Raw genomic sequence first — 15,127 nt, 5'->3', positions numbered from 1 at the left:
CCGGAACTTACTTCCAGCCAATGTCGTCATCTATTCGTAAAACCAACCATTCAGACGCATTGACCCGCCTGGCTCAAGCCGTGGCGGTGGCTGTGTCCGCTACTCTGGCGGGCTGCCAATCGACCCATTTTGCCGCACAATCCACCGTGCAACCCAAGCCAAACCTTACCGCCAAGATCAAGCAAAAACCCCTTTGGCTATCAGAGAAGCCAAGCCCGGAAGTGCCCCAGGATGTCTGGGAACGCATGCGCCGGGGCTTTCAATTGCAGGACGGGTTAGGCGTCAACCCGCGCATTGAACAGCAACGATTGTGGTTTGCCAGCAACCCATCCTTCCTCGAGAACGCCGGCGAACGCGGCAGCCTCTACATTCATTACATCGTCGAACGCCTTGAAGAACGCAACATGCCGCTGGAGCTGGCGCTGCTGCCAGTGATTGAAAGTGCCTACAACCCAATGGCCTATTCCCGCAGCGATGCGGTCGGCCTGTGGCAGTTCGTTCCCGCCACCGGGCGCTATTTCAACCTGCGCCAGACCCGCGCCTACGACGGCCGCCGCGACATCACCGCCTCCACCACCGCCGCCCTCGACTACCTGACGCGCCTGCATGACATGTTCAACGGCGACTGGTTGCTGGCCCTGGCGGCTTACAACGCCGGTGAGGGCACGGTCAGCCGGGCCATCGAGCGTAACGAGAAGCTCGGTTTGCCGACGGACTACTGGAACCTGCCTCTGCCCCAGGAAACCAAGGACTACGTGCCCAAGTTCCTGGCGCTGTCCCAGGTGGTGCTGGCCCCCGAGGCGTATGGCGTCAACTTGAACCCGATCGCCAACACGCCGTACTTCGAAGTGGTAGAAATCAAGACCAGCATGGACCTGTCACGGGTCGCCGCGCTGGCCGAGATTGACGAAGACGAACTGTTCCAGCTCAACCCGGCCTTGAAACAGCGCACCACCCTGGACGGCCCGCAGCATTTGCTGGTGCCGACGTCCAAGGCGCAGTTGCTGGCCAGCAGCCTTTCGGCGATGAAGCCCGAAGAATTGCTGAGCATGCGCCCGAAAAAGCCGGTGTTCGACGACGTTGAGCACAAGGCCATTGCCGGTCGCACCCGCAACTACAAGGTGCGCAGCGGCGACAACCTGACGCTGATCGCCAAGGCCAACAAGGTCGATGTACATGACCTGCAGCGCTGGAACAAGCTCAACGGGCAGGCGCTCAAGGTCGGCCAGACCCTGGTAATGCAGGACACCCGCAAGCTGGTGGCCAAGGCCGACAGCAAGAAGCCGGTGCAGTACAAGGTCAAGAAAGGCGATTCGCTGTACATCGTCGCCAAACGCTTCAACGTCGAGATGCAACATCTCAAGCGCTGGAACCCACGCACTGGCCAGGCCCTGAAACCTGGGCAGATGCTGGTGGTTTCCGGGCCGCGCTAAGCAGCAAACACGAGGGGGAACTGGCAACAGCTCCCCCTTTGTTCTTCACCCTGCCAACCCCCATCCAAGCCTGTAGTCTCCCTCCTGCGGCGCCAGCCTTTTTCCAATCGGAACAAGCTGTTACTGTACGGTTCATAAAGCCCAAGCCGCCTGGATCGGATCCCTGACTTGAAGCGTCCCCTCCTTCTACTAATAAGTCTGGCCTTGAGCTTTTCCGCGAACGCGACCATTACCGAGAGCCACGGTTATGCGCAGTTCGGCACGCTCAAGTACCCGGCCAAATTCACCCACTTCGACTGGGTAAACCCCGCAGCGCCCAAGGGCGGCACCTTGCGGGTCATGGCGTTTGGCACTTTCGACACCCTCAACCCGTACACCTTCAAGGGTTCCAGCCCGGTCTCCACCGCCAACTTCCTGCAATACGGCGTCAACGAGCTCAATGAGCCGCTGATGGTAGGCACCGGTCAGTACGCCCCCTCTGGCGATGAGCCGACTTCCAGCTACGGCCTGATTGCCCAATCGGTGGAATACAGCGAGGACCGTAGCTGGGTAGTGTTCAACCTGCGCCCTGAAGCGCGGTTTCACGATGGCAAGCCGATCACCGCCTACGACGTGGCGTTTTCCTATCGCACGCTGCTGACCGAAGGCCACCCGCAGTACCGCACCAACCTGCAGGAAGTGGCCCGGGTCGACATTCTTAACCGGCATCGCATTCGTTTTGTGTTCAAGCGCGCCGGCAACCCGTTGCTGATCCTGCGCCTGGGCGAGCTACCGGTATTGCCCCAGCATTACTGGAAAAACCGCGACTTCAAGGCCACCACGTTCGAACCGCCGCTGGGCAGTGGACCTTACCGCATCAGCAAGGTCAGCCCCGGGCGACAACTGGTGTTCGAGCGGGTCAAGGATTACTGGGGCAAGGACCTGGCGGTCAACCGTGGTTTGTATAACTACGACAAGGTCGAGGTGGAGTTCTACCGAGACAGCGACGTGGCCTTCGAAGCGTTCAAGGCCGGCGAGTTCGATATCTATATCGAGCACCAGGCGAAGAACTGGGCCAACGGCTACAACTTCCCGGCGGTCAACCGCGGCGATGTGATCAAGGCGCAGATCGCCCACCAGATACCGACCCAGAGCCAGGGACTGTTCATGAACAGCCGGCGCCCGGCCTTCAGCCAGGCCAAGGTCCGCGAAGCCTTGGGGCTGATGTTCGATTTCGAGTGGACCAACCGCACCCTGTTCAGCGGCGCCTATAAACGCAGCCTCAGCTATTACCCCAACAGCGAATTCTCCGCCACCGGCGTGCCGACCGGCCATGAGTGGCTGATGCTGTCGCCCTATCGCGACCAACTGCCGGCCAACCTGTTTACCCAGCCCTTCAGCCTGCCCCAGACCGACGGTCGCGGCATTCCTCGCGACACGATGCGCCGCGCCCTCGCATTGTTGGCGGACGCCGGCTGGAAGCTGTCCGGGCAACGCTTGCTCAACAGTGACGGGCAGCCGCTGAGGCTGGAGATTCTGCTGGTGAACCCGAACCTGGAGCGCATCCTGCAGCCCTATGTCGAGAATCTGACAAGCATCGGCGTCGATGCCCGCTTGCGCACGGTAGACCGCGCACAGTACAAACAACGCCTCGATCAGTTCGACTTCGACATGATTCTGATGACCCTCAACCAGACCCTCAGCCCCGGCCTTGAGCAGTGGCAGTATTTCCACTCCAGCCAGGCGGGGATCAAGGGCAGCAAGAATTACGCAGGCATCGCCAACCCGGTGGTCGACCACCTGCTGGACCAACTGCTGGCGGCGCAAACCCGTGAAGAACAGTTGGCCGCCGGCCGGGCGCTGGACCGCGTCCTGCTGTGGCAGCACTACAGTATTCCCAACTGGTACCTCAACTATCATCGCCTGGCGTACCGCAACCGGTTCGCCTTCGTCACCACGCCGCCCTACAGCCTGGGCCTGAGCGCATGGTGGCTGAAAGCTTCGGAGAAAGCCCAATGATACCTTTGCGTACTGCGATCCTTGGCAGCCTGCTGTTTTGCGCCGCGGCCAATGCGGCCCCGCAACATGCCCTGACCCTCTACAACGAACCGCCCAAGTACCCCGCCGATTTCAAACACGTCGACTACGTAAATCCGGATGCCCCCAAGGGTGGCACCTTCCGCGTATCCAGCATGGGCAGCTTCGACAGCCTCAACCCATTCATCAGCAAGGGCGTGCCGGCAGATGATATCGGCCTGATCTACGACACCCTCGCCCAGCAAAGCCTGGACGAACCCATCACCGAATACGGGCTGGTGGCCGGCAAGATCGAAAAGGCCCCGGACAACAGCTGGGTGCGCTTCTACATTCGCCCCGAAGCGCGCTTCCACGACGGCCACCCGATCCGTGCCGAAGACGTGGTGTTCAGCTTCCAGACACTGATGAAGGACGGCTCGCCGATCTTCAAGACCTACTACGCCGATGTCGACGAAGTGATCGCCGAAGACCCGCTGCGGGTGCTGTTCAAGTTCAAGCGCACCAACAACCGCGAACTGCCGCTGATCCTTGGGCAACTGACAGTGTTGCCCAAGCATTACTGGGAGGGCCGCGACTTCTCCAAGGGCAACCTGGAGATTCCGCTGGGCAGCGGCCCGTACAAGGTGGCCGAGATCAAGGCCGGGCGCTCGATCCGCTATGAGCGGGTCAAGGACTACTGGGCCAAGGACCTGCCGATCAACAAGGGTTTCTACAACTTCGATTACCGGGTCACCGATTACTACCGCGACAACACCGTGGCCCTCGAAGCCCTCAAGGCCGGGCAGTTCGATTACTGGCTGGAAATCAGCGCGAAAAACTGGGCCAATGCCTACAACACCCCCGCCGTCACCCAGGGCCGCCTGATCAAGGAAGAAATTCCCAACGGCAACCCCACCGGCATGCAGGGCTTCGTGTTCAACACCCGCAAACCGATGTTCCAGGATGTGCGGGTGCGCAAGGCCATCAGCCTGTTGCTGGACTTTGAATGGAGCAACAAGCAACTGTTCAACGGCGCCTACACCCGCAGCCGCAGTTATTTCGAAAACTCCGAGATGGCCGCCACCGGCCTGCCCGGCCCGGATGAGCTGGCGATTCTTGAACCGCTGCGGGACAAGATCCCGCCCCAGGTGTTTACCGAAGCCTTCGAGCCGTCGAAGACCGATGCCAGCGGTATGATCCGCACCCAGCAGCGCGAGGCCTATCAACTGCTGCAAGAGGCCGGCTGGAAGATCGTCGACGACAAGATGGTCGACACCACCGGCAAGCCGGTGACCATCGAGTTCCTGCTGGCACAGACCGAGTTCGAACGCATCCTGTTGCCGTTCAAGCGCAACCTGGCAGACCTGGGGATCGACCTGGTGATTCGCCGGGTCGACATCTCGCAGTACATCAACCGCATCCGTTCGCGGGACTTCGACATGGTGGTGGGCAGCTTCCCGCAATCCTCATCGCCGGGCAACGAGCAGCGCGAGTACTGGAAGTCATCCAGCGCCGACAAGCCCGGCAGCCGCAACTACATCGGCCTGAAAGACCCGGCCATCGACCAGTTGGTGGAAGAACTCATCGACTCCGACTCGCGCAAGAGCCTGGTGGCCCACGCCAAGGCCCTGGACCGCGTGCTGCAGTTCGGCTACTACGTGATCCCCAACTGGCACATCAAGACCTTCCGCGTGGCGTATTGGGACCACCTCGGCCATCCGAAGGTCTCGCCACGGTATGACGTCGGCACCGCCACCTGGTGGAGCAAACCCGACGTGAAACCTGCGATAACCGTGGACACCAACCAGAGCGCCGATCCGGCGAGCGGGGGCGACTGAGATGCTGGCCTATATTTTTCGTCGACTGCTGCTGATCATCCCGACCCTGTTCGGCATTTTGCTGATCAACTTTGTGATCATCCAGGCCGCCCCGGGTGGCCCGGTGGAGCAGATGATCGCCAAGCTCGAAGGCTTTGAAGGCGCCACCAGCCGGATTGCCGGGGGCGGTGCCGAAGTCTCGGTGGCCGGTTCCAGCTACCGCGGCGCCCAGGGCCTGGACCCGGCGCTGGTGAAGGAAATCGAGAAGATGTACGGCTTCGACAAGTCGGCGCCGGAACGCTTGTGGATCATGGTCAAGAACTACGCCCGGCTGGATTTTGGCGACAGCTTCTTTCGCGATGCGAAGGTCATCGACCTGATCAAGGAAAAGATGCCGGTGTCCATCTCCCTCGGATTATGGAGCACCCTGATCATGTACCTGGTGTCGATCCCCCTGGGGATCGCCAAGGCTACGCGGCACGGCAGCCACTTCGACGTGTGGACCAGCTCGGCGATCATCGTCGGCTACGCGATCCCGGCGTTCCTGTTTGCGATCCTGCTGATCGTGGTGTTCGCCGGCGGCAGTTACTTCGACTGGTTTCCGTTACGCGGGCTCACGTCCAACAACTTTGATGAGTTGAGCTGGGGCGGCAAGGTCCTCGATTACTTCTGGCACCTTGCCCTGCCGGTGACCGCCCTGGTGATCGGCAACTTCGCCACCATGACCCTGCTCACCAAAAACAGCTTCCTCGACGAGATCAACAAGCAGTACGTGGTCACCGCCAAGGCCAAGGGCCTGACCAACCACCGCGTGCTGTACGGCCATGTGTTTCGCAACGCGATGCTGCTGGTGATTGCCGGCTTCCCGTCGGCCTTTATCGGCATCTTCTTCACCGGCTCGTTGCTGGTGGAAGTGATCTTCTCCCTCGACGGCCTGGGCCTGATGAGCTTTGAAGCGGCGATCAACCGCGACTACCCGGTGGTGTTCGGCACCCTGTTTATCTTCACCCTGCTGGGATTGGTGGTGAAGCTGATCGGCGACCTCACCTACACCCTGGTCGATCCGCGCATCGACTTCGCCAGCCGGGAGCATTGAGATGAATCTATCCCCCCTCAATCGTCGCCGGTTCGAGCGTTTCAAGGCCAACAAGCGTGGCTGGTGGTCGCTGTGGCTGTTTTTGATCCTGTTCGGCCTGAGCCTGGGCGCCGAGCTGATCGCCAACGACAAGCCGCTGGCGGTGCACTACGACGGCGACTGGTATTTCCCGGCGCTCAAGCGCTACCCCGAGACCACCTTCGGCGGCGAATTCCCGCTGGAAGCCAACTACAAGAGCCCGTATATCCAGGAGCTGCTCAAGGCCAAGAATGCCTGGACCTTGTGGGCGCCGATTCCGTACAGCTACCAGAGCATCAACTACGACCTGAAAGTTCCGGCACCGGCCCCGCCGTCACGGGACAACCTGCTGGGCACCGATGACCAGGGCCGCGATGTGCTGGCGCGGGTGATCTACGGGTTCAGGATTTCCGTGCTGTTTGCCCTGACGCTGACCGTACTCAGTTCGATCATCGGCGTGATCGCCGGGGCCTTGCAGGGTTTCTACGGCGGTTGGGTCGACCTGGCCGGGCAGCGCTTCCTGGAGATCTGGTCGGGCTTGCCGGTGCTGTATTTGCTGATCATCCTCGCCAGTTTCGTGCAGCCCAATTTCTGGTGGCTGCTGGGGATCATGCTGTTGTTTTCCTGGATGAGCCTGGTGGACGTGGTGCGTGCCGAATTCCTGCGCGGGCGTAACCTGGAATATGTGCGGGCGGCCCGGGCGCTGGGGATGCAGAACGGCGCGATCATGTTCCGCCATATCCTGCCCAACGCCATGGTCTCCACCATGACCTTCATGCCGTTCATCCTGACCGGGGCGATCGGCACCCTCACCGCGCTGGACTTCCTGGGTTTTGGCCTGCCGGCCGGCTCGCCGTCCCTGGGTGAACTGGTGGCCCAGGGCAAATCCAACCTGCAGGCGCCGTGGCTGGGCATGAGTGCGTTTGCCGTGCTGGCGATCATGTTGAGTCTGCTGGTGTTTATCGGCGAGTCCGCTCGCGATGCCTTCGACCCGAGGAAATGAGATGAATCAGGACAATCTGATCGAAGTCCGCGACCTCTCCGTCGAGTTCGTCGTAGGCAACAGCCACCAGCGGGTGGTGAACAACGTCAGCTTCGATATCAAGCGCGGCGAAACCCTGGCACTGGTGGGCGAAAGCGGCTCGGGCAAGTCGGTCACGGCGCACTCGATTTTGCGCCTGCTGCCCTACCCGCTGGCGCGTCACCCGTCGGGGACGATCCAGTACGCCAACCACGATTTGCTGACCCTGAAGGAAAAGACCATCCGGCATATCCGCGGCAACCGGATTGCGATGATTTTCCAGGAGCCGATGACTTCGCTGAACCCGCTGCACTCCATCGAGAAGCAGATCAACGAAGTGCTCGGCCTGCACAAGGGGCTTACCGGCAAGGTGGCCACCAAACGCACCCTGGAGTTGCTGGAACTGGTGGGCATCCCCGAGCCCCATAAACGCCTCAAGGCCCTGCCCCACGAGCTGTCCGGCGGCCAACGCCAGCGGGTGATGATTGCGATGGCCCTGGCGAATGAGCCGGAGTTGCTGATTGCGGACGAGCCGACCACGGCACTCGACGTCACCGTGCAGTTGAAGATCCTGGAGCTGCTCAAGGAACTGCAGGCGCGCCTGGGCATGGCCTTGCTGTTGATCAGCCACGACTTGAACCTGGTCAGGCGCATCGCCCACCGGGTATGCGTGATGCAAAAAGGCTGCATTGTCGAGCAGGCCGAATGCGAAACCTTGTTCGAGGCGCCGCAGCACCCTTACACCCAGGAGCTGCTGGCAGCGGAACCCAGCGGCGGGCCCGCCACCAATGAAGTCGGCCCACCGTTGCTGGAAGTCGATGACCTGAAGGTCTGGTTCCCGATCAAGAAAGGCTTCCTGCGCAATACCGTCGATTACGTCAAGGCGGTGGACGGCATCAACTTCAGCCTGCCCCAGGGCCAGACACTGGGCATCGTTGGTGAAAGCGGCTCGGGCAAATCCACCCTGGGCCTGGCAATTTTGCGGCTGATTGCGAGCAAGGGCGGCATCCGCTTCGAAGGCCATCAGATGGACAAGCTCAGCCAGCAACAGGTGCGCCCGCTGCGCCGGGAAATGCAGGTGGTGTTCCAGGATCCGTTTGGCAGCCTGAGCCCGCGCATGTGCGTGAGCGAGATCGTCGGCGAAGGCCTGCGTATCCACAAGATGGGCACTGCCGCCGAGCAGGAAGCGGCGATTATCGCCGCGCTGAAGGAAGTGGGCCTGGACCCGGAAACCCGCAATCGCTACCCTCACGAATTTTCCGGCGGCCAACGCCAGCGCATCGCTATTGCCCGCGCCCTGGTGCTCAAGCCCCGGCTGATTCTGCTGGACGAGCCGACCTCGGCCCTCGACCGTACCGTGCAGCGCCAGGTGGTGGAACTGCTGCGCAACCTGCAGGCCAAGTACAACCTGACCTACCTGTTCATCAGCCACGACCTGGCGGTGGTCAAGGCCTTGAGTCACCAACTGATGGTGGTAAAACACGGGCAGGCGGTTGAACAGGGAGATGCACCCGCGATCTTCGCCAACCCCCAGCATGCCTACACCCGGCAACTGCTGGAGGCGGCGTTTTTGGTGCCCGGCCCCTAGCAGCTGCTACGCCATTGGGTGTCAGAAATCGGTTGAGGCCGACAGTTCACGCCAGGCGGCGGTCTCTTCCTTGACGTAGGCCAGCTTGTCCTCGATCGCCTGCAACGTGTCGGTACCCAGGGCCAGGCGCATCGGCGGATGCGGCGCTTCCACCAGCTTGATCATGGCCACTGCCAGCAGCTCCGGGTTACCCGGTTGCTGCTGGTTGTAGACCTTGGCCAGCTTGCGCACCTCGCCGGACGTGGCGGCGTAATCGTCGATGATCAAGGGCGACTCCACCAGGGAGTTGCCATCCAGGAAGTCGGTACGGAAATAGCCCGGCTCCACCACCGTCACCTTGACGCCCAAGGGTGCCAGCTCTGCGTGCAGCGCCTCGCTCAACCCTTCAACGGCAAACTTGGTCGAGCAGTACGTGCCGAACCCCGCCCCGGAACGGAAACCGCCCACCGACGAAATATTGATCACATGCCCGCTGCGCGCCTGGCGCATGAACGGCAATACACCGCGAGTGACATTGAGCAGCCCGAACACATTGGTTTCATACAAGCGGCGAACCTCATCGGCAGACGCCTCCTCCACCGCGCCCAGCAGGCCAAAACCGGCATTGTTGACCAACACATCAATGCGCCCGAAGTGCTCAATGGCGGCACGGGCAACGTCGGCAGCCTGGGATTCGTCGGTCACGTCCAGTTGCACCGCCAGCAGCCCGGGTTGCTCACCGAAGCGTTCGGTGACGGTATGGGCGTTGCGGGCCGTGGCCACCACCGCATCACCGTGGGCCAGTGCTGCCGCGACGATTTTCGCGCCGATGCCCCGGGAAGCCCCGGTTACCAGCCAAACACGCTTGAAGGAATGTGCCGTTGTCATGATCCGTACCTGATGGAGTGAATGTGAAGCCACGGTACGCTGAGGCATTAGCCTGAAAAACCGTCTCGTGCTACAAGCACTCTGAAACAGAATTTCATAATGGCTGACCGATGAACCTTGATCCCTTCAATGGCTTGACCGAATTTCTCGCCGTGGCCGAACTGAAGAGCTTCACCCAGGCCGCTGCACGCCTCGGCGTAACACCGACGGCGGTCAGCCATGCGGTGAAAACCCTGGAGAAGCGCACGGGTGTGGTGCTGTTCCAGCGCACCACGCGCCGGGTAGCGTTGACCGAGGCCGGCATGACGCTTTACAGCCGCCTGCGCCCCGCCGCCGGGGAGATTGACGAAGCGCTGGCGGCCCTCAGTGGCTACCGCGACCGGCCCATGGGCACCCTGCGGCTGACGGTGCCAAGGTTGTCGGGCAAGTTGCTGATCGAGCCGTTGATCCCGCGTTTTCGCGAGGCCTTTCCCGATGTGGTACTGGATATTTCCCTCGACGATGCCACGGTGGACCTGGTCACCGAGGGCTTCGACGCCGGTATTCGCCTGGGGGAATCCATCGACAAAGACATGGTTGCCGTGCGCCTGACCCCGGACCTGAACTGGTCGGTGGTGGGCTCTCCCGCCTACTTTGCCAAGGCCGGCAAGCCGACAACGCCGGAAGCGCTCACGGCCCATCAAACCATCGGTTATCGCTTCCTGACCTCGGGCATGGCACACCGCTGGGAATTCGAGCGGGCGGGCCGGGAATTTACGGTCGGCGTTCAAGGCGGGTTGATCGTCAATGACCGCAACCTGATGATCGCCGCCGCGCGGGCCGGCCAGGGCCTGGCGTACGTGAGTGATTTCGAGGTCATGGAGGACCTGGCTTCAGGCGCACTGGAGCCCGTGCTGCAATCTTTCGTACCGCCAAGCAGCGGGCTGTACCTGTATTTCCCCGCCCGAACCCAGAGCCAACCGAAACTGCGGGCCTTTATCGACCTGGCCACCGCATGGATTGCCGAGAAGCGTGGGCGCTGACAGCGCCGCAAAAGCAAACCAATATCATTTGCGCCGTGCCCGGCCCTTTGGTTTAATCGCGACCAATTCTTATTTACGCCAAGGCTTCTGCGCCACATGGATACTGTGTCGACCCCGTCCACCTCGTTCAGCGACCTCTACGGCAATCACCATTCCTGGCTGCTGGGGCTGCTGCGCCGGCGCCTGAGCAATCGCTGGGATGCGGCGGACCTGGCCCATGACACCTTCATCCGGGTACTCAAGCGCCCGCCGGCCGACGCCGATGAGACGCGGGAGCGCTCCTACCTGGCCACCATCGCCCGGGGGTTGTGCATTGATCACTGGCGCCGGCGCCAACTGGAACAAGCGTGGCTGCAAAGCCTCGCGGACCGGCCCCAAGCCCTGCAACCGTCGCCGGAGCAGCGGGCAATCATTGTCGAAACCCTGTACGAAGTGGACGCCATGCTCGCGCGGCTGCCCCACAAGGTGCGCGAAGCGTTCCTGCTGGCGCAGTTGCACGGTACGCCCTACAAGCAGATCGGCGAACAGCTCGGGGTAGGCGAACGGATGGTGAAAAAATACCTGGCCCAGGCGCTGCTGCATTGTGCGGTGCTGGAAGCCGAACTGGACGGGATGCTCGTGGAGTGAACAGCCCCGGAAAGCTCAGCCATGCCAGCCTTGAGCAAGCGGCCCAATGGTACGTACGCCTGCAGGATCAGCCAGAGGCTGCCCAGCACTGGCAGGCATGGCTCGGGCAAAGTCCGGAACACCAGGCCGCCTGGGGCTATGTAGAACGGGTCAGCCAACGCTTTGCGCCGTTGGCCGAGCAATCCCACAGCGCCAGCCGTGCGTTGCGCAGCTCTCGGCGCCAGACGCTCAAGACCCTGCTGGTGCTGTGTGCCGGTTCAACGCTGGCCTGGGGCACCTGGCGCAACACCGCCCTGCCCCGGTTGGTGGGAGGCTGGAGTGCGGATTACGCAACCGCCGGCGGTGAAACCCGCGAAGCGCTGCTGGACGATGGCAGTCGCCTGTGGTTGAACGCCTTGAGCGCCCTGGATGTACGTTTTGACCGGGTCCAGCGCTTGCTGCACCTGCGTTTCGGCGAAGTGCTGATCGAGACCGCCAAGGACCCGAACCGCCCGTTCCTGGTGGAGACCCAACAGGGCCGCCTGCGCGCCCTGGGCACCCGCTTCAGCGTGTTGCAGGACGGCGACAGCACCGTGCTCAATGTGTTTGAAGGTCGGGTCGAAGTGCGCACCGCCGCCAGCCGGCAACAACGAATCATCGAGGCCGGGCAACAAGTGGCCTTCACCCGCGATGGGTTCAATCTCCATTCACCCGCATCCGCCACCCGTGAGGCCTGGAGCCGTGGCGTACTGCTGGCCGACAACCTGCCGCTTGGCCAACTGGTCGCCGAACTCAATCGTTTTCGCCCCGGCCACCTGGGCTGTGATCCAGCCGTGGCGCAATTGCCGGTAATGGGTTCGTTCCCCCTCAAAGACAGCGACCACGCACTGCGCCTGCTACAGGCCGCGCTGCCGATTCAGGTCGACACGCTCATGCCGTGGTGGGTCACGGTCAGGCCCAAACACCCAGGCACATAAAAACTTTCAGCCGTCAGTTCCCTTTTCCAAAACTCGTTCGGTAAACCCTGCAGATGCTTTCAATTCGCCGATCGATTTGATCCAAAGGGAATGTTCATGTCGCAACCCGTTCGCTTCACTTTGCGCCCGCTGGCGCTGGCCGTTACTGCTACCCTGTTGTGCCTGGGCGCGCTCGACGCGCAAGCCGCCGAGTCGCCGTCGACTCAGGAAACGGCCCGCCACTACACCATCGCCGCGGGTTCGTTGGTCAACGTGCTGAACAGCTTCGCCGAGCAGTCCGGGATCTTTTTCGCCGGCCACAACAGCCTGGCCAGCGGCAAAACCAGCCCGGGCCTCAACGGCAGCTACACCCCGGCCAGCGGTTTGCAACGGCTGTTGCAAGGCAGCGGCTTGCAGGCCGTGCCCCAGGGCAACAACGGCTACGTGCTGGAGTTGGTCCCGGCCAACACCGGCGCCCTGGAACTGGGCGCCACCACCATCTCCGGCGAAGGCCTGGGCGCCACCACCGAAGATACGCACTCCTACACCACCGGCGCCATGGCTTCGGCCACCGGCCTGGCGCTGTCGATGCGCGAGACGCCGCAGTCGGTAACAGTGATCACCCGCCAACAAATGGACGACCAAGGCTCTACCAGCATCGCCGACACCCTGCGCCGTGCGCCCGGTGTGAGCGTGCAGAATTACGACAGCGAACGCTGGGAGTTTTCCAGCCGCGGCCTGCCGATCACCAACTTCCAGTACGACGGGGTCAACTCCACCTACGACGGCGTGTATGACTACGGCACCACCAGCACCGACATGGCGGTGTATGACCGCCTGGAAATCATCAAGGGCTCAGCCGGCCTGATGTCCGGCTCCGGCGATCCTTCGGCCACGGTCAACCTGATTCGCAAAAAGCCCACCCGGGACTTCAAGGCGTCGGTCACGCAGACCTTCGGCTCGTGGGACAACTACCGCACCGAAGGCGATATTTCCGGGCCTTTGACCGACTCCGGCAACGTGCGCGGGCGCTTCGTCGGCGTGTATCAGGATCGCCAGTCGTACCTGGACCACTACCAGAACACCAAGGATATCGCCTACGGCATCCTCGAAGCCGACCTGACGCCGGACACCCTGCTGACCTTCGGCATCGACCAGCAGGACACCCGCTCCCGTGGCGCCAGCTGGACCGGCTTCCCGATGTACTTCAGCAACGGTTCACGCACCGACTTCTCGCGGTCCTTCAACCCGGCCGCCGACTGGAGCCGCCGCGACTTCCAGAACCAGACCCTGTTTGCCTCGGTGCAACAAAAGCTCGCGAACGACTGGTCGCTGAAAGTCAGCCTTGACCGCAAGCGCAGCCAGCACGATACCCTGCTCGCCTCCGCCAGCGGCGGCAACCCGGACCCGGTCACGGGCGACGGGATGTACATGTTCATGGGCAAATACAAGGGTGACCAGGTGCAAAACACCCTGGACATCAACCTCAATGGCCCCTTCAGCCTGTTCGGGCGCGAGCATGAATTGATCATGGGTTTCATGGCCACCCGCTCGAAGCAGGACGTGCCGGTGTACGGCTCGATCTACCCGCCCGTGGGCGGCAGCATTTACGACTGGCGCGGCGAATACCCGAAGCCTGACATTCCCCGCAGCGGCCAGAACGACATCGTGCAACGCCAGACCGGCGCGTACCTGGCCACGCGTTTGAGACCCACCGATGACCTGTCGGTGATCCTGGGTACCCGCGTCAGCAACTTCAGCGGCACCGACAACACCGACTTCTACGACCCGACCAAGGCCGACAACCGTTTCACATACCGCCAGACCGGCGTCGTCACGCCCTATGCCGGTATCGTCTACGACCTGAATGACATCTGGTCGGTGTACACCAGCTACACAAAGATCTACAAACCGCAAAACAGCAAGGACGCCGACCGCAAGTTGCTTGATCCGATTGAAGGCGACACCTACGAAGCCGGGCTCAAGGCAGCATTTTTCGACGGCCGCCTGAACGCCAGCTTCGCCGCATTCCGCATCGAACAGGACAACGTTGCGCAGTACGTTTCCGGGTTTGAGACCGACTCGGTGTATCGCCCGATTGCCGGCGCCACCACCAAGGGCTTTGAAGTCGAACTGGCCGGTGAAGTGCTGGACGGCTGGAACGTCTCGGCAGGCTACACCTACCAGCACAGCCGTGACGCCAACGGCGATTACGTCTACGGCTCCGTGCTGCAAACCACCACGCCCCAGCAAGTGGTGCGGTTGTTCAACACCTATCGCCTGCCCGGCGCCCTGGAGAACCTGACCGTGGGCGGCGGCGTGAATTGGCAGAGCGAGTTCTTCGGCAATGTGTTCCAGCCCGATCCCAACGACTCGGTGAATTTCGGCCACAACTCACGCATTACCCAGAACAGCTACTTCCTGGTGGACGTCATGGCGCGCTACCGCTTCAACGAGCACCTGAGCACCACGTTGAACGTGAAAAACCTGTTCGACAAAAAGTACTACACCGGCCTGGGCAACTTCGGTACCGGCTTCTACGGCGAGCCGCGCAGCCTGCAATTGGCGACCCGCTGGGATTTTTGAGCCCAAACGCCAGACTGCCGTAGCGCTTGCAACGGCAGTCGACTCGGGCTACACCCCGTCAGGAAGGTACGTCTTTTGTTCTGGCCCGGCCCATCCGACGATGCAGGCTCCGGTCGCCCATA

The 15,127-nt window shown here is 62.0% G+C and carries 11 protein-coding genes; 10 read left to right on the top strand and 1 reads right to left on the bottom strand.

The genetic code is table 11. The annotated features are described in order from the left end of the window. Positions 1-20 precede the first annotated feature (20 nt). From C0058_RS14405 to C0058_RS14380, 6 genes are all read left to right on the top strand, one after another. Positions 21-1,433 (top strand): lytic transglycosylase domain-containing protein, encoded by a 1,413-nt coding sequence (locus C0058_RS14405; RefSeq protein WP_008435202.1) that lies wholly within the window; start codon positions 21-23, stop codon positions 1,431-1,433. 168 nt (positions 1,434-1,601) lie between these two features. Continuing rightward, the gene (locus tag C0058_RS14400; RefSeq protein ID WP_008435204.1) at positions 1,602-3,431 is read left to right on the top strand and encodes an extracellular solute-binding protein; all 1,830 of its coding nucleotides are present in this window, start codon (positions 1,602-1,604) and stop codon (positions 3,429-3,431) included. Continuing rightward, positions 3,428-5,266, top strand: a complete 1,839-nt coding sequence (locus C0058_RS14395; RefSeq protein ID WP_102368873.1) for an extracellular solute-binding protein — start codon at positions 3,428-3,430, stop codon at positions 5,264-5,266. Before C0058_RS14400 ends, C0058_RS14395 begins: the two co-directional genes overlap by 4 nt. A gap of 1 nt (position 5,267) precedes the next feature. Continuing rightward, positions 5,268-6,341, top strand: coding sequence for a microcin C ABC transporter permease YejB (locus tag C0058_RS14390; RefSeq protein WP_008435207.1), 1,074 nt, complete (start codon positions 5,268-5,270; stop codon positions 6,339-6,341). Position 6,342: 1 nt separating this feature from the next. Further along, positions 6,343-7,362, top strand: coding sequence for an ABC transporter permease (locus C0058_RS14385; protein WP_003207460.1), 1,020 nt, complete (start codon positions 6,343-6,345; stop codon positions 7,360-7,362). 1 nt (position 7,363) lies between these two features. Beyond that, complete coding sequence (locus C0058_RS14380) at positions 7,364-8,968, top strand: ABC transporter ATP-binding protein (RefSeq protein WP_102368872.1); 1,605 nt, start codon at positions 7,364-7,366, stop codon at positions 8,966-8,968. Positions 8,969-8,989: 21 nt separating this feature from the next. On the opposite strand, the gene C0058_RS14375 is transcribed toward C0058_RS14380, so the two are convergent. Next, positions 8,990-9,835, bottom strand: a complete 846-nt coding sequence (locus tag C0058_RS14375) for an oxidoreductase (protein ID WP_008435212.1) — start codon at positions 9,833-9,835, stop codon at positions 8,990-8,992. Between the two features lie 110 nt (positions 9,836-9,945). Here C0058_RS14375 and C0058_RS14370 point away from each other — a divergent pair, with 110 nt between their 5' ends. The 4 genes from C0058_RS14370 to C0058_RS14355 all read left to right on the top strand — a co-directional run bounded on the left by C0058_RS14370 (position 9,946) and on the right by C0058_RS14355 (position 15,005). After that, positions 9,946-10,857 (top strand): LysR family transcriptional regulator, encoded by a 912-nt coding sequence (locus C0058_RS14370; protein WP_003207454.1) that lies wholly within the window; start codon positions 9,946-9,948, stop codon positions 10,855-10,857. A gap of 96 nt (positions 10,858-10,953) precedes the next feature. Further along, positions 10,954-11,484, top strand: coding sequence for a sigma-70 family RNA polymerase sigma factor (locus C0058_RS14365; protein ID WP_003207452.1), 531 nt, complete (start codon positions 10,954-10,956; stop codon positions 11,482-11,484). Continuing rightward, on the top strand, positions 11,481-12,440 hold the full coding sequence (locus C0058_RS14360; protein ID WP_102368871.1) for a FecR domain-containing protein: 960 nt from the start codon (positions 11,481-11,483) through the stop codon (positions 12,438-12,440). Before C0058_RS14365 ends, C0058_RS14360 begins: the two co-directional genes overlap by 4 nt. A 96-nt stretch (positions 12,441-12,536) precedes the next feature. Then, positions 12,537-15,005, top strand: coding sequence for a TonB-dependent siderophore receptor (locus C0058_RS14355; protein WP_371857019.1), 2,469 nt, complete (start codon positions 12,537-12,539; stop codon positions 15,003-15,005). Positions 15,006-15,127 lie beyond the last annotated feature (122 nt).

The organism is Pseudomonas sp. NC02, from assembly GCF_002874965.1.
Classification (GTDB): Bacteria; Pseudomonadota; Gammaproteobacteria; order Pseudomonadales; family Pseudomonadaceae; genus Aquipseudomonas.
This window is presented reverse-complemented; position numbering and strand designations above follow the sequence as displayed.